Raw genomic sequence first — 23626 nt, 5'->3', positions numbered from 1 at the left:
TTTTATAGATTATTAATTTTATAGAAATCTACGCTTTTAAAATAAATTGACCTAAATGACAATTGCATCGAGTGGGCAACAATCATTTAGGTCTATATAACAGCTTTGATCAAAGAAATAAAAGTTGGGACTTAAATAAACTTTTGAATCATTTTGCGGACATTGGTTTTCGCATCAATCACGGTCATAAAGGTGTAGGCACCAATAAATTTACGGCTAATAAACATAAATTCTTTAGGCGGCACACTAAAGTAACGCGAAGCCATCGATTTAGATGCTTGTTGCATGACACGGCTATGCAGCTGACTTTTTTTCCAGTCATAGCGCGATTGTTCATCCATCACGCCTGCAGGTAAATCGCGGTTATTGTCTAAGTGACTAAAGGCTTCGGTTGCCAATAGAAACACTTTTGCCATGTCAGGTTTAATGCTTTCAGGGATGCTGTCAAAAAACTCATAACCCGTCATGGCATTCACCATCATTTGTGGGTCGTGGTAATAACCCGCCTTGATCAAATTACGCGCCACAGTAAGCAAGTGTTGATCAAATTGACGAATAGCACCAAAGTCGAGCAGTACAATTTTATCGTGAATATCTTCACCATTACCTAAGCGAACTAAGTAGTTGCCAAAGTTCGGGTCAGTCTGCATTTCGCCCCATTCAAATACTTCACGCACAGCAATTTCTAAAGAGGCTTCGCCTAATTGGTTACGGCGTTCTTGAGGTAATGAGAGCATGACAGGGCTGTTAATCGGTACGCCACGTTCAAAGGTCATACACAGCACTTGGTCGCTACAGTATTCATCCACAATTTGCGGCACAATGTAGCGCGGATCATCTTTTAAACGGGCAGCAAAACGACGTGTCGTTTCCGCTTCAATTTGATAGTTGACTTCACGATGCATCATTTCACGCACTTCATCAAACCACTGATCAAATTCACGGGTTTGCGGCACCATGCGTGTCAATTTGAGCATATTTCTAAATAGGCTCATGTCTGAGTCAATCGCATCTGCTACGCCTGGATATTGGATTTTTAATACCAACTCCAAACCATCCGACTTGCGGGTCGCGCGGTGAACTTGAGCCAAAGAGGCTGTACCTAATGGCTCATGATCAATGGTGAGATCATCAAGTTTGGCACCTAACTGTGCCTGTAATTGCTGTTTAATCGCAGGCCATGCCAATGCGACAGTCTGGTTATTCAGCGTGTTGAGTGCTTGCGTAATTTCTTCAGGTAAAAAATGTTCGCCGTACAGCGCCATCATTTGCCCAATCTTCACGATAGAGCCTTTGAGTTTGCCAATTTCAGCCACCAAGTAATCGGCTTGTTCTTTCATGGCTTTTTTTCGTTTACGTTCTTTTTCTTCTTCGCTTGAAAACATAGAGGTGGCATTCGAGGCTGCCCATCGTGTTCCTGCAAGTAAAGATGCCTTTGCGATGGATAAGCGTCGATCCATAGAGGAAGTCTTGAGTTGTTTAAGCTTATCGTTCTGATCTGACATTAAAATCAATCCTTAAATCAGCAATACGCAGGAAAATTAGATTGTAACGGATATTAGCGCGTCTTAACGTATTAAAAAAGTTCAACTTGCTGAACGACGAGTTTCCTCGTGAAAAAAGTATGAAAAACGGCTTAAAAGTACTTTTACATCCGATATTGCACTTTGGTTTCGGCTTTTTTCATCAATTGCGCTTTGTTGTCTTGGATAAATTTGAGAATCATCAATTTTACAGAATCGTGTAAAAAACCATGCGCATATCCCTTAACAATAATCACGCTGGGCAAACTAAAAAATAGATATTTGGCATCATCTAATGACGAATTTTCAAAAATGCCGTTTTCAATCAAAATTTGCTGAAAAAATTGTTTTTCAATCAAGACTGCTTCGGAGTGGTTGTCGTTCCAATAGCTTTGGCGCATGGCCATTAAATTATTGTGTTTGTAGCTCATAAGGCTGAACGATTCATCTATAAAATGAGTAATTCAATTATTGGGATGACGTCACATTTTTCAATGATTTTTCTGTATATATCATTGACTGGGCAATAAAAGCTGGGCGTTGACTATAGGATTTTGAGCCTGAATCTTGTAGCATCAATACAGCAATTTACGTTTCGCAAAATTATAAAATATTGAAGAATCACCGCGCATGCATCAAAAGGCGCTCAGGGGAAAACATGAAAGTTTGGGCAGTTACATTAATGGGGATGCTGGCTTTAGGTACAAGCCAAGTCTGGGCCAATGGTTTTTCACAGGCCTATATACAATGTATGAATAATACTTATGGGAGCATTGATAAATCACAAAAATGTATTCACAAAGAGCAGAAAGCTCAAGTTAAACGATTGAAAAAACATTATAAAGCCTACGTGAAGCGTAGCGCAGGCAATGCCAGTAATATTCAACAACAGCATCAACTTTGGGAAAACCGTGTAAAACAACGCTGTTATTTATCGACTCAAAGCGATTTTGCCGCATTACAACGTGCACAATGTGTTTTGCTGCAAACAGCAGAGCGCGCTGATTATTATCAAGGTCAGTTTGTGGGAATCAAATAAGTAAAACCATAGTAAATAAATTACTTGGAAACTGCTTAAACATTATAAAACCGAGCAAAACAAGGTATCATAAGGCGTTTTAAAATTTGACCTTGGAGCGCCTTAAGTGGATCGACCGACAATTAGCCCTGAACATTTGCAGGAAGCTGCTGAAAACCTATCAACCATTCGTGATTTTATTCGCTTTGGGGTTACAGCACTACGTCAATACGATGCACATTTAGGTCAAGGTACAGAAGATTATTTTGCAGAAAGTTCTGCATTGGTGTTACAAACTTTGTCTTTAGACTGGAATGCAGACCCAGAAATTTTAGATGCCAAACTTTTACCAAGCGAAGTGGCTGAGTTTTTAAGTCTGCTTGAACGCCGTATTAACGAAAAAGTACCAACTTCATATTTGTTGAATTTGGCTTATTTCTTTAATAAACCATTTTATGTAGATGAGCGTGTTTTGATTCCACGTTCACCTATTGCAGAACTAATTGAAAATCGTTTTGCGCCATATTGTCTAGATGAAAATGGTCAAATGCGTGAAGCAGATAATAATTTACCTGCTAATTCTGCACCAAAAACACCACAACGTATTTTAGATATGTGTACGGGTTCAGGGTGTATTGCGATTGCATTGGCTTATGCATTTCCAGACTCAGAAGTGGATGCAACCGATATTTCTAAAGAAGCCTTGGAAGTTGCTCAAATCAATACTGAGCATCACAACAAGCAGTATCAGATTGCTTTATTGGAATCGGACTTATTTGCCAAAATTCCAGCAGAAAATCAGTACGATTTAATCGTATCTAACCCACCGTATGTTGATGCCGAAGATATGGCAGATTTACCTGAAGAATTTCACCATGAACCTGAGTTGGCATTGGCAGCAGGGCAAGATGGCTTAGATTTAGTGCGCAAAATGCTGGCGCAGGCTGCAGATTACCTCACTGAAGATGGTCTGATTGTGATTGAGGTGGGCAATTCTGAATGGGCAATGAAGCAAAACTTCAATACGGTCGATTTACATTGGCTTAAATTCCAAAAAGGTGGATCAGGCATTTTTGCACTGACTGCAGCACAATGTCGTCAGTACCGCGATTTATTTATTCAATCTGTTCAAGCATAAGGAGTCGTTGGACATGGCAGGCAATAGTATTGGGCAACTCTTCCGTGTAACGACTTGTGGCGAATCTCATGGCGTAGGGCTTATGGCCATTGTAGATGGTGTGCCACCAGGCATTGAACTGTCTGCTGAAGATTTGCAAAAAGATTTAGACCGCCGTAAACCTGGTACATCTAAATTTGCGACACAACGTAAAGAACCCGATGAAGTAGAAATTATTTCAGGCGTGTTTGAAGGTAAAACTACGGGAACGTCGATTGGTTTATTAATTCGTAATACTGACCAGAAATCTAAAGATTATGGCAACATTGCGCAAACGTTCCGCCCTGGACATGCAGACTATACCTATACCCAAAAGTACGGTTTCCGTGATTATCGCGGTGGTGGTCGCTCTAGTGCGCGTGAAACAGCTATGCGCGTTGCTGCGGGAGCAATTGCTAAAAAATACCTGTTTGAAAAATTTGGTATTGTGATTCGTGGTCATGTAACGCAAATTGGTACAGAAAAAGCTGAAAAACTGGATTGGAATGAAGTAGCCAATAATCCATTCTTCTGTGGTGATGTAGATGCTGTGCCACGTTTTGAAGCTTTAGTAACATCTTTGCGTGAGCAAGGCACAAGCTGCGGTGCGAAGCTTGAAATTGTGGCAGAAAAAGTACCTGTGGGTTGGGGTGAACCTGTTTTTGACCGTTTAGATGCCGATATTGCACATGCCATGATGTCAATCAATGCTGTGAAAGGTGTAGAAATTGGTGATGGTTTTGCCGTGGCAGAACAGTTTGGACATGAAACTCGTGATGAGCTCACAACGGATGGTTTTTTGGCAAACCATGCAGGTGGTATTTTGGGTGGGATTTCAAGCGGGCAGGATATCCGTGTTGCAATAGCCTTAAAACCAACGGCGAGTATTACTACACCAGGTAAAACCATTAACCTAAACCGTGAAGACACAGACGTATTGACTAAAGGTCGCCATGACCCTTGCGTGGGCGTGCGCGCAACACCAATTGCAGAAGCAATGCTTGCGATTGTGTTAATGGATCATTTTATGCGTCATCGTGCACAAAATGCTGATGTGGTTGCACCGTTTGCACCTATTGAACCAAAATAACGGTCTGATCTAAGATTTTATTTTGAGTTTTAAAAAAAGCTAAACCAAATGGTTTAGCTTTTTTTATGCTGAAACATAGCCAGACATTCAATAAATAAAAAGAGCGCATATTGCGCTCTTTTCAAGGAATTTATTTACACCTCATTAAAGAAACCAAGTGTAATAACCCCAAATCATCAATGGCCAAGCCACAAATGGGCTAAATAACCATTTCCAAAACCAAAAGCGTGGAATAAAACCAACACCGTGTACAAAGCCACCTGAAATACCAATCATAATAAACATCATGGCACGGTGGCTATATTCACCGTTGGCATCCAGCATTGCTGCTGGATGAAGAAGCAGTACAGCTGCGAGTGGGAATGCCAATAAACATGAAATAACCATCGCAATCTTGTTCGGTTTTTGAACTGTTGTTTCAGCGTTCACTGCAGTGTCTGTCATCTAATTATTCCTCGTCAAGGTCTTGATGAGATTCAATATACAGGGCACTCAAGACACCTGCAAAGCATGCCATCAGAATACCGAGAATCCATGCAAAGTACCACATAATTTATTCTCCTTAGACACAGCCTTAGTAAAGGCTGTGTGAATTCTCTTTAATGTGCTTGTTGGTGATAACGCCCCACATTTTGTAGTAACACCAAGTGGTGTATAGCAAAATAATTGGTACGAAGATACATGCTGCAACAGTCATTACAGTTAATGTGTTTTTACTTGATACCGCATCCCACATGGTCAAGCTTGCAACTGGGTTGAGGCTTGATGGCATTAAGAATGGGAACAATGCAAAACCTGCAGTTAAAATCGCACCGATCACCGCTAAAGATGAACCTGTGAAACTTAAACCAGCTTTGTTTTTACCTGCTGCAAGAATAATCAAAATACCGCCCAAGATGCCCATAATTGGTGCAATCATGGTAATAGGGTACGCTGAGTAGTTGTTCATCCAACCTGGGTTTGCATTGGTTAAAACTTCTTTAGCCAATGGGTTTGCTACGCCGTTCGTGTCGTATGGAGTGACTAGGGTATAACCTTCGATACCACCGAAGTATAGCCATGCGCCTGCACCCAAGAAACACACAAGGAACACAATGCCCATGATTTGCGTTGCTTTTGCAGAGCGTGCACGTAAGTCACCATCGGTACGCAGCATTAACCATGCACCACCATGCGCGCAAAGCATAGACAAGCTGACTAAACCACACACTAAAGCGAATGGGTTTAATAATGCAAAGAAGCTGCCTGTATATGTTGAACGTACAGTTTCGTCTAGGGTAAATGGTACGCCAAGGAACATATTACCAAACGCAACACCGAACACTAATGCAGGAACTGCACCACCTACAGCCAAACCCCAGTCCCAAGATGTACGCCATTTGGTGTTTTCAAGTTTTGAGCGGTAGTCAAAACCAACTGGGCGCAGGAATAAGGCAAACAGAACTAAGAGTAGTGCCCAATACATGCCTGAGAATGCTGTTGCATATACCATTGGCCAAGCAGCAAATAACGCGCCACCCGCTGTAATGAACCAAACCTGGTTACCATCCCAGTGCGGTGCAATCGTGTTGATTGCAGCACGGCGTTCTTCGTCATTTTTACCTACAAATGGCATGATCGCCATTGAGCCCATGTCGAAGCCATCGGTGAGGGCAAAGCCAATGAGTAATACACCCACTAACACCCACCAAATGATTTTGAGTAATTCATATTCGATCATGCTTAAGCCTCCTCATTGGCTTTTTTCGCAGCTTCAATTTTCTCGAAGTGGTATTTACCAGTATGAAGCGAGCTTGGGCCTAGACGTGAGAATTTGATCATCAAGTACATTTCAATAATCAGCAAAACGGTATAGAACGCTGCCAATGCAATGATTGAGCCCCATACGTCGCCAGTGCTGAGTGAAGATGCAGACAAGTGTGTTGGAAGTACTTCACCAATTGTCCATGGTTGACGACCAACTTCTGCTACATACCAACCTGTTTGCGCTGCAATCCAAGGTAATGGTAATGAGAATAACGCAAATTTTAATAACCAAGGTTTGCTTTCTGCGTTGCGTTTAGCCACTGCAAAAGTTGCAAGTGCGAATAACAACAGCATTAAGAAACCAGAAGCTACCATGGCACGGAATGCCCAGAACAAACTTGGTACGTGTGGAATAGTATCCGCAGCAGCCATTTTAATTTGTTCGTCAGTCGCATCTACTACGTTTGGCGTGTATTTTTTCAACAATAAACCATAACCCAAATCGGTTTGAGTTTGCTCAAATGCAGCTTTAAGTTCAGGAGATTGGTCGCCCGCACGTAATTGCTCAAGTTGTTGATAAGCAACCATACCGTTACGAATACGAACTTCGTGGTTTGCGATCAGGTCTTTAATACCAGTCACTTCTTCGGTGATAGAACGCGTTGCAATAATCCCCATTACATAAGGAATTTTAACTGCGTAATCTGTCGTTTGCGTTTCTTCGTTTGGAATACCAAATAAAGTGAACGCTGCAGGAGCAGGGTGAGTATCCCATTCTGCTTCAATTGCTGCGAGTTTGGTTTTTTGAACATCACCTAATTCATAACCTGATTCATCACCAAGTAGAATTACAGATAAAGTAGAAGCTAAACCGAAAATTGCTGCAATAGCGAATGAACGACGCGCAAATGGCAAGTCTTGCTTTTTCAATAAGTAATAACTTGAAATCGCTAAAACGAAAATAGCACCCGTTACATAACCTGCAGAAACAGTGTGTACGAATTTAACTTGCGCAACAGGGTTAAAAATTAACGCCCCGAAGTCAACCAATTCCATACGCATGGTTTCGTAGTTAAAGGTAGAACCCACTGGGTTCTGCATCCAGCCGTTGGCAACTAAAATCCAGAGAGCGGACATATTAGAACCAAGCGCAACCAGCCACGTTACACATAAGTGCTGCACTTTGGAGAGGCGATCCCATCCAAAGAAGAATAAACCAATGAAGGTCGATTCTAAGAAGAAGGCCATTAAACCTTCAATTGCGAGTGGTGCACCAAAGATATCACCCACGTAGTGTGAGTAATACGCCCAGTTTGTACCAAACTGGAACTCCATGGTTAAACCAGTGGTTACCCCTAAGGCAAAGTTAATACCGAAGAGTTTTCCCCAGAATTTGGTCATGTCTTTATAAATTTCTTTACCAGAAATCACATACGTGGTTTCCATAATGGCAAGAATAAAAGCCAGACCTAAAGTCAGTGGAACAAAAATAAAGTGATACATCGCGGTCATTGCGAATTGGAACCGCGAGAGATCGACCACGCTTTCAGAAATCATCAACGTGTCTCCTTGATTGAGGAAGGACTGCCAGCAATACGCTCAGCAACTTGTGAATCAAAATTTTGAGGAATAGTTGGGGCATCAAACCAAATATTTTTGATGACCATTAACAGCACGACCTTAATTATTAAAATGATCGTGAGTTCACGAACTACTTTTCTATTTAAATCTTTAGGAACTAAGCTCACTTTTATAAGCCTATTTTTTAAACTGTGTTTTATATTATTAAACAAAAACATACAAAAAAAAATAGCTGGCACAGTTAAAATGCAAATATATTGTTAACTTATTATAAATCAATAGTTTGTTTTTGGGTGTTGCAGAGTAAATGGAGGAAAGTAATATTTTTTAAACTTGACAGAAACACTTGTAATTAATAATTCCAAATCTGACTAAAATACTTATATTTTAAAAAAGCAAATCATACTAAATTGCTATGAATAAAAATCAATCTAAAAATAGCAATAAATTAGAGATATTATCAGCTAATAATTATTCTCATTCTTTTGTTAAAGTTTAATGACGATTCCGCATATTTTTTTATTTCCCTACAATGTAGTGGTGCTTTGTCTTTGGCTTAGTCTAGGGTAAACAGCATTTTTTCATAATGATTTTGTGTAAATATTGTTCAGATCACATGAAATGTATCGTTTATAAACAAACAGATTGTGTTGAGTTTGAGTGAAAAATTTTAACTTTCTTAGGTCAGCAAGATTGGTTTTAAATCTTAAAAAATAACTTATTGATTGCTAAATAGGTTATTTGATGCCGAAATTTTTTTGGCAAGATAGTGAGATCTTTTTTTGCGCACAATAATAATTTGAGCTTGAAATTCAAGTTCACCAAATTCAGGTTCAACCTGCACATAATGCAGTTGCCCAAACTCATCACGTACACGTGCTTGTGCAGAAAAACCAGGACGGGCATTACCACTGGAAATTGTGGCTAAACGTCCGAGTAAATCGACTTGGCGCACGCTATATTTGGGCTTAATCACTTGGTCTAAACAGTGAATCATGAAGACTGTAAAAAAGATGGCAATAATAAACGCTGGAATAATAATGTAATAAGCAGGAACGAAATGTTGTTGTTGTGAGTAAATCAAAAACTGTAAAAAATATCCTGCAACACTGAAATTCATCAGTAAAAAAACAAAAATCAGTACTTTAGAAAATTTAACATCTAAAAGTGGCGATTCTGTAATTCGTTGTGAAAATGCACGTTTGAGCAACTGACTTGGGCGAAAATTAAAGTAATAACCAATCGTTTCGACAGTGCTGAGTAGCAATAAAACAACTAGGCTGAGATGAAAGGGCATTAAGTTCAAATCAGATAAAAACTCATGCATGCGCTAAACTCACGTGTTGAAATATTTATAGGTGATGTTATTAGATGCAGATCATTGATCTAACTCTGCTTAGAGAGCATAGATAAATGATCTGGTTTTGTATAGAGCTAAGATTTGGAACTTTTCGCTTCTTTCTGAAAGTTGCAAAAAAGTTAGTCGTTGATCAAGTAAATCCCACCATCTGAATGAACGCTGATCTCAACTTTCTCAAGTGATTGACCTAAACATGGGCCAGAAATACATTCACCTGTTTCAACTAAAAATAAAGCACCATGCGTTGAGCATTCAATATATTCTTGGTCACGGTCTAAGAATTGGTTTTCTAAAAATTCTAATTCCACTTGTAGGTGTGGGCAGACGTTTTGGTAAGCGTAATACATGCCATCACGTTGGGTGATAAAAATTGTGTCACCATTTGGCGTTTCGTAGGCACGTGCTTCACGCTCAGGAATGTCTTCCATCATACAAATTTTATTCATTATGCAGATTCCTTTTGAATGCTATGCAAAAGTTTAGCGTAATCTTCTACCGCAAGACGAGGGCCGAATTGAGAAACCACTTCACTTGAAATCAGAATGGCAAGTTGAGCTGCAGTTTGGAAACCTAAGCCTGCATTGAGTGCATACAGGAATGAACCTGCAAAGGCATCACCCGCACCGTTGGCATCAACAGCAGTGACTTGACGACCTGGTACAGAAAAAGCGTTGTTGCCATCATAAATTAGGGCACCTTGTGCGCTCATTGTAATGACAATGTATTTGCTTTTTTGTTTTAGTTGTTCTAATGCCGCTTCAGCCGTTTCCGTTCCTGTGTACATCATGGCTTCTTGCTGGTTACAGAAGATCAAATCCACACCATCATCTAGTAACTCATCCAAACCTTCACGCGCATATTGCACCATGGCAGGATCAGATAAAGTCAGTGCAATTTTAACCTGATTGGCTTTGGCAATTTCACGCGCTTGTTTTACCGCAGCACGTGCAGTATCACTAGTAGATAAATAACCTTCGATATAAAGCCATTTTGCTGTTTTAAGTGGCTCAAAATCAATTTGTGTAGCAGAAAGTTCTGCGGTAATGCCCAAGTAAGTGTGCATGGTACGTTCAGAGTCATCACTCACAAGTACCATACAGGTCCCTGTAACGCCTTCACTGACCGATTTGGTTGTGGTGTGAATACCTGCTTCATTTAAGCCTTTGAGGTAAATATCACCCAATTCATCGTTACCAACACGGCAGGCATAGAAGGCTTGACCACCTAAAGCACTAAATGCAACGGTGGTATTTGCGGCAGAACCACCCGAAGCTTGGCCTTTATGTCTTTGTGTTTTAATTAAGTTGTTGTATAAATTTGCTTGTGTTTCACCATCGGTTAATTGCATAGTACCTTTTTGCAAGCTATGTTGAATGAGAAAGTCATCCGAGACTTGAAATTCTTGGTCAATTAATGCATTACCAATTGCAAAAAGGTCAACAGTTGCCATGTCTTTAAATCACAGTCAAAATTAAAAACGCTAAGTTTACACCAATGCTCAGGATTGCTGTAGTTTCATGAATAAAATTCAGCTGAATGAATGTTATTGATGAAAAATAGGGGTTTAGCAGAGTTATCAGGAAGGTTAGATGAACATCGAAATTAAAGAAGCACAAGAGTTACCAACGCAAATTCAGACTTTGGCCAAACATGCTGCTCAAGAAGGCTTTGATTTTGTCCATCGTTTAATTGAAGAATGGGAAAGTGGTAAAAACCGCTTTAATCAGCCTGGTGAGTTTTTATTGTTTGTTTACGATGGTGATCAATTGGTTGCATGTGGTGGCTTAAACCAGCAATGGAATGAGCAAGATATTGAAAGTCGTATTGGACGTGTACGTCGTTTTTATGTTTTGCCAAATTATCGTAAACATGGCGTAGGCAAACAGCTCTTGCAACATTTAGAGAAAAAAGCACGTGCTAATTTTTCGGCGTTGTGTTTAAACACTGATACCAAATCGGCAGCGCATTTTTATCAAAAACAGAATTATGTGTATGTCGAAAATCATCCAAACTATAGTTATTTTAAATACCTGATCTAGTTTTGCTTCTGCTACAAGCAGTGTAGGCAGCATTTTGTTGATACTTTGCAAATTTCAATCAATTTAGTCGGGTTTTCAACGTGAATTATCTAAAGAACTAAAGCTATAATGGCTTTAGTTTTTTATTTGCTTATTTTTAGGAGATCACATGACTGTAGATGTCACTGAAACCATTTCCCAGACTGTACATCCTGCGTTTCAGTTGGTACGTCAACACCATGTTGAAGCCTTAGACATTTTAGTGTCTGAATATAAACATAAAGTTACAGGTGCGGTGCATTATCATTTGGCGACAGATCATGATGAAAATGTATTTTTAGTCGCATTTCGCACTCAGCCGATGGACTCCAAAGGTGAGGCACATATTTTAGAACATACTGCGTTGTGTGGTTCTGAAAAATTCCCTGTCCGTGACCCGTTCTTTTTAATGATTCGTCGTTCATTGAATACTTTTATGAACGCATTTACCGCGGCAGATTGGACAGCTTATCCATTTGCAACACAAAACAAAAAAGATTTCCAAAACCTGCTTGCGGTATATATGGATGCGGCTTTTGCAGCCAATTTAAATCCTCTCGATTTTGCTCAGGAAGGTATTCGTATTGAGTTGGAAAATGGTGAGCCTGTTTATAAAGGCGTGGTATTTAATGAAATGAAAGGTGCGATGAGTTCGCCATCCGATCAGCTTTATCACCAATTGGCTTATCATTTATTCCCTGAAACAACTTACCACTACAATTCAGGTGGCGACCCGAAAGATATTCCAGATTTAACCTATCAAGAATTGGTAGATTTTTATAAGTCACATTATCACCCAAGTAATGCGGTATTTATGACTTTTGGCAATACGCCTGCATACGATTTACAAGAACAGTTTGAACAGTTGGCTTTGGCGAAATTTGAACAGGGCGAAACGTTGTATTCGAAGCCTGAGCGTCGTTTAGCTGCGCCAGTGGCAGTGACTGAAAGTTATGCAGTCGATGCAGAAGAACTGAAAGATAAAACTTATCATGTTTTGGCGTGGTTATTGCCTGAAGCAAGCGATATTAAATTACGCTTAGGTATGCGTTTGGTTGAAGGTGTTTTACTTGAAAATTCTGCATCACCACTGCGTCATTATTTGGAAACTTGGGCGCATGCACAATCTACAGGGCCATTGACGGGCGTGGATGATTCCAACTTTGAAATGACCTTCTTCTGTGGTGTGCAAGGTTCTAACCCTGAACATGCAGCAGAATTTCAGGCGGGCGTTTTAAAAGTTTTACAAGACGTGGCTGCACAGCCTGTGGATACGGCATTGGTCGATGCAATTTTGCATCAAATTGAATTGCATCAGCGTGAAATTAATGGCGATGGTATGCCATACGGGTTGAGCTTGATTTTAAATGGTTTAAGCAGTGCAATTCACCACAATGACCCAATTCAGGTGTGGGATGTAGATACTGCGATTGAGCAAGTCAAAGAAGAACTTAAAGATCCAATGTGGTTATCACGGCTAATTCAGACGCATTTAATTGATAACCCGCACCGTGTTCAAATGACTTTGGTTCCAGATGCAGAAAAATCGGCCAAAGATGCTGCACTTGAAAAAGCACGTCTGGCTGAGATAGGCGCACAACTCACAGATGAGCAAAAAGCAGAAATCGTCGCGCAAACGGAAGCTTTAAAAGTCCGTCAAGATACGCCAGATGATTTGAATTTATTGCCAAAAGTTGGTTTGGAAGATGTGCCTGCAGCTTTGCATATTGTGCAGGGTGAGTTGCGTGAAATTATCAGTAACCGCATTGATTATCCTTTAAATTTATATCATGCAGGAACCAATGGAATTTACTATCAGCAAGTATTGATTCAAATTCCTGATGAAATTGTTCAATCGCCATATTTTAATTTGCTGTCTATTTTGATGGGCGAAGTGGGTGCAGGTGAATACGACTATTTAGAATTACAACAGCTACAAACCGCAGTCAGCGGTGGTTTGGGCATGGGCGCATCTTTACGCTCTAAAGTCGATGACAAAAATCAGATCAGTGCATGGCTCACTTTAACCACTAAGTCTTTGGTGAATAATCTTGAAGCCATCCGCTTGCTGAAACTGGCATTTGAGCAATTACGTTTTGATGAAAAAGACCGTATTATTGAGCTATTACAACAACGTAAAACCCGTTGGCAGTCGCGTTTGTCGGGTTCGGGGCATAGTTATGCCATGCAAATTGCAGGACGTCATCACAGTGCTTTGGCACAGCGCGATTACAACAACACAGGTTTGGGCGCATTAAATTGGTTGGCAGACTTGGTTGCTAAAATTGAAAAAGATGCAGCGGAATACGAGAAATTGATTGCTGAATTGCAATTGATTCACCATAAATTACTGCAAGCACCTAAGCAATTTTTGTTAGTATGTGAAGAACATCAATCCGATCGTTTGGTCGAAGAAGTTCAAGAAGTTTGGGATAAACTTATTGTTGCAGAAAATCCTGCTGCTTTAACTCAAGTTCCTGTAGATCATTCAACGCAAGATCAGGCATGGTTGATTCAAGCCAATGTGCAATTCTGTGCGGCTGCGTATCCTGCGGTGGAAGTGTCGCATCCTGATGCTGCACCTTTGATGGTATTGGCTGCATATTTGCGCAATGGTTTCTTACACAGCGCAATCCGTGAAAAAGGCGGTGCTTACGGTGGCGGTGCAAGCTACGATGGCAATGCATGTTCATTCCGTTTTTACAGTTATCGTGATCCACGCTTGGCAGAAACTTTCGCAGACTTTGAAGCGAGTATTGATTGGTTATTTAATGCAGAGCAATTGCCGCATCAACTAGAAGAAGCGATTTTAGGTTTAATTGCTAGTATGGATAAACCAGGTTCGCCTGCAGGTGAAGCGATTACTGCATGTTATGCATTATTGCACGCGCGTACACCCTCATTCCGCACAGTATTACGTGAGCGTTTATTGGCGGTGACTTTAGACGATTTAAAACGTGTTGCGGAGCAATATTTGCGTCAGCAGCAAGCATCTAAAGCCGTAGTCGCACCTGTGTCAAAACGTGAAGCATTGCTCGAACTTGGTTTTGAAATTAAACAAGTGAACTGATACGTGAAATAACAACGAAAACTTAGGGGGATTTATGAGCGCGTTCAAACTGTTTGAACGCACAGGACTGTCGCTGAGTGTTGCCGCACTCAGCACTGTGTTTGTGGCGAAAACCTATGCACAAGACCCAGCTAGCTTAGTTGCACCTGCAACACCTGAAGCCTGTGTGGCTTTAGAGTCAAATGCTGATCGTTTGGTGTGTTACGATGCTCTGTTTAAAATTCCTGAAGCAGAAAAAACAGCGCTGATTAGCGAACGTCAAGCCGCTCAGGCACTTGCACCTGAAACTGTGAAAGAAAAAATTGCAGTGGGTGTGAGTAATTTATTTTCATTTGATGTACCAAAGCTTGATCCGAATGTATCTTTACTGGATAAGCGCTGGGAGCTTTCACCCGATAGCAAATTAGGAACATGGAATTTACGTGCTTATCAACCTGTGTATTTGATGCCTACTTTTTGGACGTCCGATAAAAATGAACGTCCACAAAGCTTGAATGAGCAAAATACCGTTCCCGTGGGTAAGGAGCAAAACCTGACCTCAATGGAAACCAAATTTCAGCTGTCTTTAAAAACCAAAGCGGTAGAAAATCTGTTGGGTGATAACGGTGATGTGTGGCTAGGTTATACCCAGTCATCACGTTGGCAGGTTTATAATGGTGATGAGTCACGTCCATTTCGTGAAACCAATTATGAGCCTGAAGCCAGTTTGATGTTCCGCACCAACTATACACTTATGGGGCTGCATGGTCGTTTATTGGGTGTGACGTTGAACCATCAATCCAATGGTCGTTCTGATCCATTATCACGCAGTTGGAATCGGGTGATTTTTAATTTAGGTTTTGAAAAAGACAATTTTGCCTTGATGTTACGTCCGTGGTATCGCATTGAAGAAGACCGCGCTGATGACAACAACCCAGATATTAAAAATTATATCGGGCGTGGCGATATGTTGGCATTTTATCGCTGGAAAGAGCATGACTTTTCTTTGATGCTTCGTCATAGCTTAAAAGGCGGTGATGACGCGCACGGTGCAGCACAGTTTGACTGGGTTTTCCCAATCAGTGGAAAATTACGCGGTCATTTCCAATTGTTTGATGGTTATGGTGAAAGCCTGATTGATTATAACCACCGCGCCACCTATGTTGGTTTGGGTGTGTCTTTAATGAATTGGTTTTAAGTAGATTAAGATTGATTTCTCATTATTACTCGCTGAATATAAAACGCCAATTTTGAAGATTGGCGTTTGTTTTTGAAGTCGGATCGTATCCAGCTTTTATCCAACTTGAATATCTGCGGTTGGATGTTTAAGTCGGCTTTTTTGTGGTGTGGCGATTAAATAAGCCAAAGTCAGCGGCCCTAAACGACCTGCAAACATCAACAACATTAAAATAATTAAGCTGGCAGGTTGTAATTCACCTGTAACACCACGGGATAAACCCACCGTGCACGCTGCAGATACAGCCTCAAACAACAGGTCTAAAAAATTCAGTTTCGGTTCAAGGGCAAGTAAGCTAAACAAACCGAGGCAAATTAACATACCTGTGATGCTGATCACCGCCAAAGCTTTAAAGGTGGTACGTTCAGGTACAGCATGATTAAACACACGCACCTCATCTGAACGTCTTAAAAAACTGATCACACTTAAAATGACAATAATAAATGTGCCAACTTTAATACCGCCTGCGGTACTGAGCGAACCACCACCAATAAACATCAGAAGCATGGTGAGCAAGGTCGAGCTATTTTGCATACTTGCGACATCTAGACTATTAAAGCCTGATGAGCGAGGAACGGTAGCGTGAAACCATGCATTGAGGGCTTGATCGCCAATACTCATGGCTGCAAGGGTATGTGGATTATTGGCTTCAATCGCCCAAATCAGCAGAAAGGCCACAAAGTTTAAACCAGCAATGGTCGATAAAATCAGCTTGCTATTGGGTGAGAGTTTTTTCCAGCGTTTGGCACGTTTAATATCCATGAGTACCACAAAACCAATACCGCCAATGATATACAGCATACTAATAGTTAAGGTAATCAGGTATTGATCTGCAAAACTCATTAAGCTATTGGGAAATAATGAAAATCCACCATTGTTAAAGGCTGAAACACTATAGAAAGCCGCATAGAAAAATGCATCGCTAAATGGATAATCCTGCATCCATGCCAAGGTTAAAATAACCGTGCCAATCCCTTCAAAAAACAATGAGTAGAGCAACACGCTTTTAATGGTCATCGACACTTTAGACAGGTTGGTTTGCCCAATGGTGTCTTGCGCCATGATTTGTTGTTTTAAACCAATTTTGGATGACAAACTTAAAACCGCTAAAATCGCAAAAGTCATAAAACCTAAGCCACCACATTGTAACAACAACATAATGACCATTTGCCCAAATACGGTATAAGCATCGCCAATATTCACTACAGACAATCCAGTGATCGTCACTGCAGATGTAGCAGTAAATAAGGCATTAATCCAACTCATCTCGCCATGATGGGAAATGGGCAGTTTCAGCAAGATTGTGCCAATGCTAATAAAGCTTAAAAAGCCCAGTGCCAAAAGACTGGGTGGGCTTAAATTGACAGTTTTGATTGGTTGTTTCGCTGTTTTTTTCATTCTGACTTAAATTGTTTAGATAAGCGTTTTAATGGTTCAAGTTGTCCTTCAACCACCAAAATATCATCTGTTTGTAGCATTAAATTGGATTCAAGCGTATAGAAAATCGTTTCGGCACGTTTAAACAGTAAAAGTTTAACTTCGGGTGCATGTGACATCAGACTATGAATGCGCGTGCCATGCAAGTTGTCTTTAATTTTTACTTTTACAATATAGTGGTTGTCGTTTAGGCTCATATAACGACTCACCATCGGATAACTCAGCGATTGCGCGATGCGAACGCCCATATCTTCTTCAGGGTGAATAATTTTACTTACGCCCAAATGGGTCAAAATCATGGTGTGCGCTTTACTTTTGGCTTTAACGTAAATTTTAGAAATACCCAAATTCTTTAAATTTAAGACACACAAAATACTGGCTTCAATATCTTCACCAATGGCGACCACCACTGCATCACAATTTTGAATATTCAGTTCTTCCAAAACGTGTTCATCGGTTGCATCGGCAATCACCGCATGGGTAATTTGATCGGCAATGTTTTCTACAAACTTTTTATTGCTATCAATCCCAATGACATCATGGTTGAGTTTGACCAATTGTGTCGCCACAGTTGCACCAAAGCTACCTAAACCAATGACAGCAAATTGTGCCATAGCATCATCCTGAAAAATTATATTATTCTTCCAATATTCTAAAATATTTTAGGGCTCTATACTGTAGCAATATGACTAAAAAACCGCTGAAATCAGCGGTTTTTTGCACTTATTGAGATGTGTGATCGGTTATTTTAAGAAACGCTGATAACCCAAGTTATTAGTAATCTCTTGGTATGGATAAGTGATCTTTTCCAAAGTTTCAATTAAACCATCTGGGTTCTGTTTGGCATCCGAAGCTTCTAAACCGACCAATACACGACCTTCCGCTGCACCGTGGTTACGGTAATGGAACAGGGTGATGTTATGGGTTGGGCCTAAGCGCTCCAAGAAAGTCAGTAATGCACCCGGACGCTCTGGAAATTCCACACGGAATAGACGTTCATTTTCAATATCGGCATGACCACCGACCAAATAACGAATGTGTAGTTTTGCTACTTCATCATCCGACAAATCATCAACATCGTACTGGGTTTTGAGTAACTCATAAATATCGTGGCGTTCTTTTTCACCAGATTTTAAGCTGATGCCGACAAAGACTTGTGCAGCAGTAGCATCGCTGGCGCGGTAGTTAAACTCGGTGATATTACGACCTTGCAGCGCACGGCAGAAGTTAAGGAACGCACCTTTTTCTTCTGGAATGGTCACGGCAAAAATTGCTTCTTTATGTTCACCGAGTTCAGTACGTTCCGCAATATAGCGTAAACGGTCAAAGTTCATGTTTGCGCCACAGACAATTGACACAATATTTTTATTTTGCAATTGGTGTTGCTCGACATATTTTTTGATGCCTGCCAAAGCCATTGCACCTGAAGGTTCTACAATGCTGCGGTTTTCATCAAAGGTGTCTTTAATTGCCGCACAGATTTCATCGGTATTCACCAAAACTACATCGCGCTCAACAATTGGGCCTGATTGATCTGATTTTTGTAGTTGTAAAACTTCAAACGGTTTCTCACCAATTTGTGCGACAGCAGTACCATCGGCAAATAAACCCACTTGCGGCAAAATAACCCGTTCATTGGCTTCAAAAGCCGCTTTTAAGCAAGCCGATTCATCATATTCTACAGGAATGACTTTGACATGCGGTGCGACATCGCCCAAGTAGGCTGCAACACCTGCAATTAAACCGCCACCACCAACAGCAACGAAAACATATTCGACATCGCGCCATTGACGCAAAATTTCGTTGGCAATCGTACCTTGACCTGCCATGACCAATTCATCGTCATACGGTGGAATAAAAGTCATGCCTTCATCTTGGGCACGTTGAATTGCATATTTGTTGGCAACATCAAATGAGTCACCATGTAATACCACTTCGCCACCCAAGCGTTTTACCGCTTGTACTTTAATATCTGGCGTGGTTTTAGGCATAACGATAATGGCGCGAATGCCCAGTTTTTGCCCAGACAATGCTACACCTTGCGCATGGTTGCCTGCAGAGGCAGTAATTACACCACGTTCAAGTTGGTCTTTGGGTAATTGGCTAATACGGTTATACGCACCACGCAATTTAAAAGAGAATACAGGTTGTAAGTCTTCACGTTTAAAGCGAATGTTATTGTTCAGTTTTTCACTAATTCGTGGCGCTGCGTCGAGTGGGGTTTCGATTGCAACATCGTAGACCGTTGCTTGTAAAATTTGTCGAACCAAACGAGACAGCATGTTAATCTTCCATCTAACAGTTTAAAATAGGGGGTTATTGTAACAAACCCCTGCACATTTGCGCTGTAAAATCGGCAACAAATGTCAAAAATAGTTGAGTGAAGTCATGAGTCTGTATGCTACCCAAGATGAAAAGAAGCAAGCGGCTGCCAAAGCAGCATTAAAACATTTGCCTAAAGGCGGGATTTTGGGGGTAGGTACAGGCAGTACAGTGAATTTCCTGATTGATTTATTGCCTGAATTACAATTAGAAGCAGCTGTGGCAAGTTCTGAAGCGACTGCGGAGCGCTTAAAGAAACTTGGTATTGAAGTGGTCGATATGAACTCTGTGGGCAGTTTAGATGCTTATGTTGATGGTGCAGATGAAATTGACCGTCACATGCACATGATTAAAGGCGGCGGCGCAGCGTTGACCCGTGAAAAAATTGTGGCTTCTATTGCACGTAAGTTTATCTGTATTGTCGATGATTCAAAATGGGTAGAGCAGTTAGGACGTGAGTTTGCATTGCCAATCGAGGTCATTCCAATGGCTCGTTCTGCGGTAGCACGTAAAATTGTGGCTTTAGGTGGCGATCCTGCTTACCGTGAAGGTGTGGTAACTGATAACGGTAACGTGATTTTAGATATTTATAATTTAAATATTTTAAATGCGTTGGAATTAGAAAAAACCTTGAATGATATTCCGGGTGTTGTGACCAATGGTATTTTTGCCATCAATAAAGCAGATATTGCAATTGTAGCGACCAATAACGGCATTGAAGAACGTACTGCGGTTTAATTCGTCTCCCAAGTCCCTTGTTTTTAATGGGGGGCTTTTCTTCCTCCTTTATTAAAGGAGGGGTCGGGGAGGATTTAATAAAAGAACAACAATGACATTATCCGACTTACCTGAAATTCAAATCACACCACATGCAAAAGCAACACGTTTACGTTTGCGTGTCGAGCCGCATCAAATTCGCTTAACTGTACCGAAATATTGTACTCAGCGACAAATTCAGGATTTTTTGCAACAATCTGAACAGTGGATGATTGAAACTTGGCATAAACAGCAAGCACAGCAAGGACTTGTGCAGCGTGAATTGCCAAATCAGTTATCACTTTTTAATTTGCCTGAGCCTTTAAATATTCATTATCAAACACAAAAACACAGTTTTATTTTAGATTTAAAACAGCATTGTCTTTGGGTCAGTGACCGTCAACCTGCAGCATATTTAAAAGCCTTTGTTATTGCTTATGCCAAACAAATGTTGCCGATGTATTTGCAAACAGTCAGCCGTGAAATTGCTTTGCCATTTAAACAGTGCGCAATTCGTCAACCGAAAACCCGTTGGGGCAGTTGCAGTACGCAACAGCATATTATGCTCAATAGCGCCTTGGTGTTGTTTCCTGAACAAATTGTGCGATATGTTGCTGTGCATGAGTTGGCGCATACACGACATTTTGATCATAGTCCTGCATTTTGGGTTGAAGTACAACGGCATGATGCGCACTATTTGCAGCATCGCAAGCAGTTAAAAACAACGTCTTTGCCTTGGTGGTGGTATCAATAAAAAAGCCAACACCCACATGATAAGACTACAATGCAAAGGTGTTGCACGTATTGACTACAATCCAAATCATCTTTTATAAAATCAACAGAATAAAGAAAAGCCCCAAAACCCTAGTAAAACAGTTCAGAAAACCAAAACTTCCTGTCATACTATAGCGTTAGCTTAAACATGCTTTTGAATTGAGGTAATGCACGTGATTTCAGTTGGTATTGTCGGTGGTACAGGTTATACAGGCGTTGAATTATTGCGTCTTTTGCTACGACACCCAAATGTGAAAGTAAATGTACTGACTTCACGTACAGAAGCGGGTCGCCGTGTAGATGATATGTTCCCAAGCCTGCGTGGACACACAGACCTGTGCTACTCAGATTTAAACATCGAAGAATTAAAACAGTGTGATGTGGTGTTCTTTGCTACACCGCACGGCGTTGCAATGCAACATGCTGCGGAGCTTGTTGCAGCCAACACCAAAGTGGTCGATTTAGCAGCAGACTTCCGTTTGCAAGATTTAGCACAGTTTGAAAAATGGTATGGCATGCAACATGCTTGCCCAGACATTTTAAAAGATTCAGTTTATGGCTTGTCTGAACTCAACCGGGAACAAATTAAACAAGCACAGGTGATTGGTAACCCAGGGTGTTATCCAACCACAGTGCAACTTGGTTTAGCGCCATTATTTAAACAAGCTGAAGCTTTAGTGAAACCTGAAAGTATTATTATTGATGCAAAATCGGGTGTATCTGGTGCAGGGCGTAAAGCCAGTTTGGGCATGATTTACTCTGAAAATGCCGACAACTTTAAGGCTTATGGCGTTGCGGGGCATCGTCATCATCCAGAAATTGTAGAAGCATTGGAAAATATTTCGGGTCAAAAAGATGTGTTTAATCACATTGTGTTTGTACCGCATTTAGTACCTATGATTCGCGGTATGCTCAGCACCATTTATGTAGATTTAACTGATGCAGGTGATGCAGCAGATTTACAAAGCCTGTATGAGCAGTTTTATGCCAATGAACAGTTTGTAGATGTCATGCCAGCCAACAGTTCACCAGAAACACGCTCAGTACGTGGCGCTAACCAGTTGCGTATCGCATTGTATAAGCCACAACCGAAAAAATTAGTACTTTTGGTGGCACAAGATAACTTGGTGAAAGGTGCAGCAGGGCAAGCAGTACAAAATATGAACCTCATGTTTGGTTTTGCAGAACATGCAGGACTTGAGGTGATTGGTTTATTACCATAAGAACACGTTTTTCAACTTCACACACATTTAGATTTCGATTTAAATGTGTGCTTTGAATGAATCAAAACAAGAGATGACGATGCATAACACCGATACAGAAACCACGTCACAGTCGAATTCAAGCATGACACCCTCATCTACACCGCCAGAAAAAAAGCCATTTCTTGAAAGCAATGCGCCTTTGGCAATTGGTGCTGCCATTTTAATTTTAGGTAGTGGCTTTTTGGGCTATTCAGTCGGGCATCGTCAGGGCTTAACTGTGGTTGGTTACGATGCCGATGCAGAACAACTGGTTGAAGTGGTGCAAGAACAAAAAACGCGTTTGGAAAGTCTGAATAAGAGCTTAAATGCTGCGGTTCAAGAACGCGATGTTGCGGTCAGTAACTCCAATGATTTGTATCAAGCTTTCACTCAAGCAACTGAAGATAAGCAACGTACTGAAGGCATGAGTGCGATTTATCGTGAAGTTTTGCGTCAACGTGGTGGTTTAAGCCTGACCGTGCAAAATCTTGGGGTGAAACCATTACCAGACAATGCTTATGAATATCAGGTCGATTTGGTACAAGTGAGTCCAAACAAGCGACGTGCAAGTGGTACGGTAGAACTGCGTTTAATTCAAGGCACAGAAGTGCTGGTTGTTCCGATGGAAGACAGCAATTTTAATTTTGATAATTATGAGCGTTTAACAGGGCGCTGGAGCATGCCTAAAGGCTTTAATCCAGACTTTATTGAAGTCCGTTTAAATGGCGCAACTCCTGTGATTAAACGCTTCAGTTGGAGCAAAGGCAAAGCCGTGGAGGCAGATTCTGCCTTTATTTCTGAAATTCCACAAGCAGAAGCTAGCGCTCAATAATGTGTGATATGTAAAACTTATGCGAACCCAAAAAAGATCCATCTGTTTAAATGAAATTAAAACCACTTTTCATCAATCTGGCTATGTCGATTGGCATTTAACCCCGCGTTTAAGTGTGGATGATGCAGGACATGAAGATGATGGTGATATTGCGGTACAAACTGCGCCGCCACAATTAAAACGCCCACCTTTATATGTTGTCGTTTTAATGAACGATGATTACACCCCAATGGACTTTGTAATTGAAATTTTACAACAATACTTTGCAATGAATCTTGACCAAGCGACTCAAGTAATGCTAACTGTACACTATGAAGGAAAAGGTGTCGCAGGGGTCTATCCGCGGGATATTGCGGAAACGAAAGCGAACCAAGTCAATAATTACGCTCGATCACAAGGTCATCCATTACTTTGTCAGATTGAGCCTAAAGATTAAGGGGGTTA

24 protein-coding genes are annotated in these 23626 nt (G+C 40.8%); 11 read left to right on the top strand and 13 right to left on the bottom strand.

Translation table 11 applies throughout. The features are described from left to right. Positions 1–131: 131 nt before the first annotated feature. Positions 132–1505: an AarF/ABC1/UbiB kinase family protein gene (locus FTU70_RS04130; RefSeq protein ID WP_004973390.1), complete on the bottom strand. Its 1374-nt coding sequence runs from the start codon at positions 1503–1505 to the stop codon at positions 132–134. A 143-nt stretch (positions 1506–1648) separates the two neighbouring features. Next, entirely contained in the window at positions 1649–1954 is a 306-nt protein-coding gene (locus FTU70_RS04125; protein WP_154320717.1) for a hypothetical protein, read from the bottom strand. 227 nt (positions 1955–2181) lie between these two features. Between FTU70_RS04125 and FTU70_RS04120 the strand changes: the two genes are divergently transcribed. From FTU70_RS04120 to aroC, 3 genes are all read left to right on the top strand, one after another. After that, positions 2182–2562: a hypothetical protein gene (locus FTU70_RS04120; RefSeq protein ID WP_180060083.1), complete on the top strand. Its 381-nt coding sequence runs from the start codon at positions 2182–2184 to the stop codon at positions 2560–2562. Positions 2563–2668: 106 nt separating this feature from the next. After that, complete coding sequence (prmB, locus tag FTU70_RS04115; RefSeq protein ID WP_180060081.1) at positions 2669–3679, top strand: 50S ribosomal protein L3 N(5)-glutamine methyltransferase; 1011 nt, start codon at positions 2669–2671, stop codon at positions 3677–3679. Positions 3680–3692: 13 nt separating this feature from the next. After that, positions 3693–4787, top strand: a complete 1095-nt coding sequence (gene aroC / locus FTU70_RS04110; protein ID WP_070154613.1) for a chorismate synthase — start codon at positions 3693–3695, stop codon at positions 4785–4787. Positions 4788–4931: 144 nt separating this feature from the next. Here aroC and FTU70_RS04105 read toward each other — a convergent pair whose 3' ends face one another. The 8 genes from FTU70_RS04105 to FTU70_RS04070 form a co-directional block, all read right to left on the bottom strand. Next, positions 4932–5231 (bottom strand): cyd operon YbgE family protein, encoded by a 300-nt coding sequence (locus FTU70_RS04105; protein ID WP_004973403.1) that lies wholly within the window; start codon positions 5229–5231, stop codon positions 4932–4934. 4 nt (positions 5232–5235) lie between these two features. Further along, positions 5236–5337 carry a cytochrome bd-I oxidase subunit CydX gene (gene cydX, locus FTU70_RS04100; protein WP_004860610.1) on the bottom strand — a complete coding sequence of 34 codons (102 nt, stop codon included), beginning with the start codon at positions 5335–5337 and terminating at the stop codon, positions 5236–5238. A 24-nt stretch (positions 5338–5361) separates the two neighbouring features. Continuing rightward, positions 5362–6507: a cytochrome d ubiquinol oxidase subunit II gene (gene cydB / locus FTU70_RS04095; protein WP_004973405.1), complete on the bottom strand. Its 1146-nt coding sequence runs from the start codon at positions 6505–6507 to the stop codon at positions 5362–5364. 2 nt (positions 6508–6509) lie between these two features. Then, on the bottom strand, positions 6510–8090 hold the full coding sequence (locus tag FTU70_RS04090; RefSeq protein WP_096900849.1) for a cytochrome ubiquinol oxidase subunit I: 1581 nt from the start codon (positions 8088–8090) through the stop codon (positions 6510–6512). Further along, positions 8090–8281, bottom strand: a complete 192-nt coding sequence (cydP, locus tag FTU70_RS04085) for a cytochrome oxidase putative small subunit CydP (protein WP_070155611.1) — start codon at positions 8279–8281, stop codon at positions 8090–8092. Before cydP ends, FTU70_RS04090 begins: the two co-directional genes overlap by 1 nt. 551 nt (positions 8282–8832) lie before the next feature. Next, positions 8833–9441 (bottom strand): OB-fold-containig protein, encoded by a 609-nt coding sequence (locus tag FTU70_RS04080; RefSeq protein WP_096900848.1) that lies wholly within the window; start codon positions 9439–9441, stop codon positions 8833–8835. 152 nt (positions 9442–9593) lie between these two features. After that, positions 9594–9905 (bottom strand): Rieske (2Fe-2S) protein, encoded by a 312-nt coding sequence (locus FTU70_RS04075; RefSeq protein ID WP_171287411.1) that lies wholly within the window; start codon positions 9903–9905, stop codon positions 9594–9596. A gap of 14 nt (positions 9906–9919) precedes the next feature. After that, a complete protein-coding gene (locus tag FTU70_RS04070; RefSeq protein WP_180060079.1) occupies positions 9920–10924 on the bottom strand; it encodes an adenosine kinase in 1005 nt (334 codons plus the stop codon). A gap of 139 nt (positions 10925–11063) precedes the next feature. Here FTU70_RS04070 and FTU70_RS04065 point away from each other — a divergent pair, with 139 nt between their 5' ends. The 3 genes from FTU70_RS04065 (at position 11064) to FTU70_RS04055 (ending at position 15778) form a co-directional block, all read left to right on the top strand. Further along, complete coding sequence (locus FTU70_RS04065) at positions 11064–11513, top strand: GNAT family N-acetyltransferase (RefSeq protein ID WP_004973417.1); 450 nt, start codon at positions 11064–11066, stop codon at positions 11511–11513. A gap of 148 nt (positions 11514–11661) precedes the next feature. Further along, positions 11662–14601: an insulinase family protein gene (locus FTU70_RS04060; protein WP_180060076.1), complete on the top strand. Its 2940-nt coding sequence runs from the start codon at positions 11662–11664 to the stop codon at positions 14599–14601. A gap of 34 nt (positions 14602–14635) precedes the next feature. Continuing rightward, a complete protein-coding gene (locus FTU70_RS04055) occupies positions 14636–15778 on the top strand; it encodes a phospholipase A (RefSeq protein WP_180060073.1) in 1143 nt (380 codons plus the stop codon). Between the two features lie 96 nt (positions 15779–15874). Here the strand turns inward: FTU70_RS04055 and FTU70_RS04050 are convergent, their stop codons facing one another. From FTU70_RS04050 to ilvA, 3 genes are all read right to left on the bottom strand, one after another. After that, the gene (locus tag FTU70_RS04050) at positions 15875–17215 is read right to left on the bottom strand and encodes a TrkH family potassium uptake protein (RefSeq protein ID WP_004973423.1); all 1341 of its coding nucleotides are present in this window, start codon (positions 17213–17215) and stop codon (positions 15875–15877) included. After that, on the bottom strand, positions 17212–17868 hold the full coding sequence (locus tag FTU70_RS04045) for a TrkA family potassium uptake protein (protein WP_004973425.1): 657 nt from the start codon (positions 17866–17868) through the stop codon (positions 17212–17214). The genes FTU70_RS04050 and FTU70_RS04045 overlap by 4 nt, the downstream gene beginning before the upstream one ends. A gap of 129 nt (positions 17869–17997) precedes the next feature. Then, entirely contained in the window at positions 17998–19536 is a 1539-nt protein-coding gene (gene ilvA / locus FTU70_RS04040) for a threonine ammonia-lyase, biosynthetic (protein ID WP_019837302.1), read from the bottom strand. Between the two features lie 106 nt (positions 19537–19642). Between ilvA and rpiA the strand changes: the two genes are divergently transcribed. From rpiA to clpS, 5 genes are all read left to right on the top strand, one after another. Beyond that, a complete protein-coding gene (rpiA, locus tag FTU70_RS04035) occupies positions 19643–20314 on the top strand; it encodes a ribose-5-phosphate isomerase RpiA (RefSeq protein ID WP_179995374.1) in 672 nt (223 codons plus the stop codon). Between the two features lie 91 nt (positions 20315–20405). After that, complete coding sequence (locus tag FTU70_RS04030; protein ID WP_180060071.1) at positions 20406–21086, top strand: M48 family metallopeptidase; 681 nt, start codon at positions 20406–20408, stop codon at positions 21084–21086. Positions 21087–21273: 187 nt separating this feature from the next. Beyond that, positions 21274–22329, top strand: a complete 1056-nt coding sequence (gene argC / locus FTU70_RS04025; RefSeq protein ID WP_171287379.1) for an N-acetyl-gamma-glutamyl-phosphate reductase — start codon at positions 21274–21276, stop codon at positions 22327–22329. 79 nt (positions 22330–22408) lie between these two features. After that, positions 22409–23182 (top strand): DUF6776 family protein, encoded by a 774-nt coding sequence (locus tag FTU70_RS04020; RefSeq protein ID WP_096901621.1) that lies wholly within the window; start codon positions 22409–22411, stop codon positions 23180–23182. Positions 23183–23201: 19 nt separating this feature from the next. Further along, positions 23202–23618: an ATP-dependent Clp protease adapter ClpS gene (gene clpS, locus FTU70_RS04015; protein WP_004973438.1), complete on the top strand. Its 417-nt coding sequence runs from the start codon at positions 23202–23204 to the stop codon at positions 23616–23618. Positions 23619–23626 lie beyond the last annotated feature (8 nt).

This window comes from Acinetobacter sp. YH12135 (assembly GCF_013418565.1).
In the GTDB taxonomy this organism is placed as follows: Bacteria; Pseudomonadota; Gammaproteobacteria; order Pseudomonadales; family Moraxellaceae; genus Acinetobacter; species Acinetobacter towneri.
The sequence above is the reverse complement of the archived record's forward strand: the minus strand, read 5'-3'. Positions and strand labels throughout refer to the sequence as shown.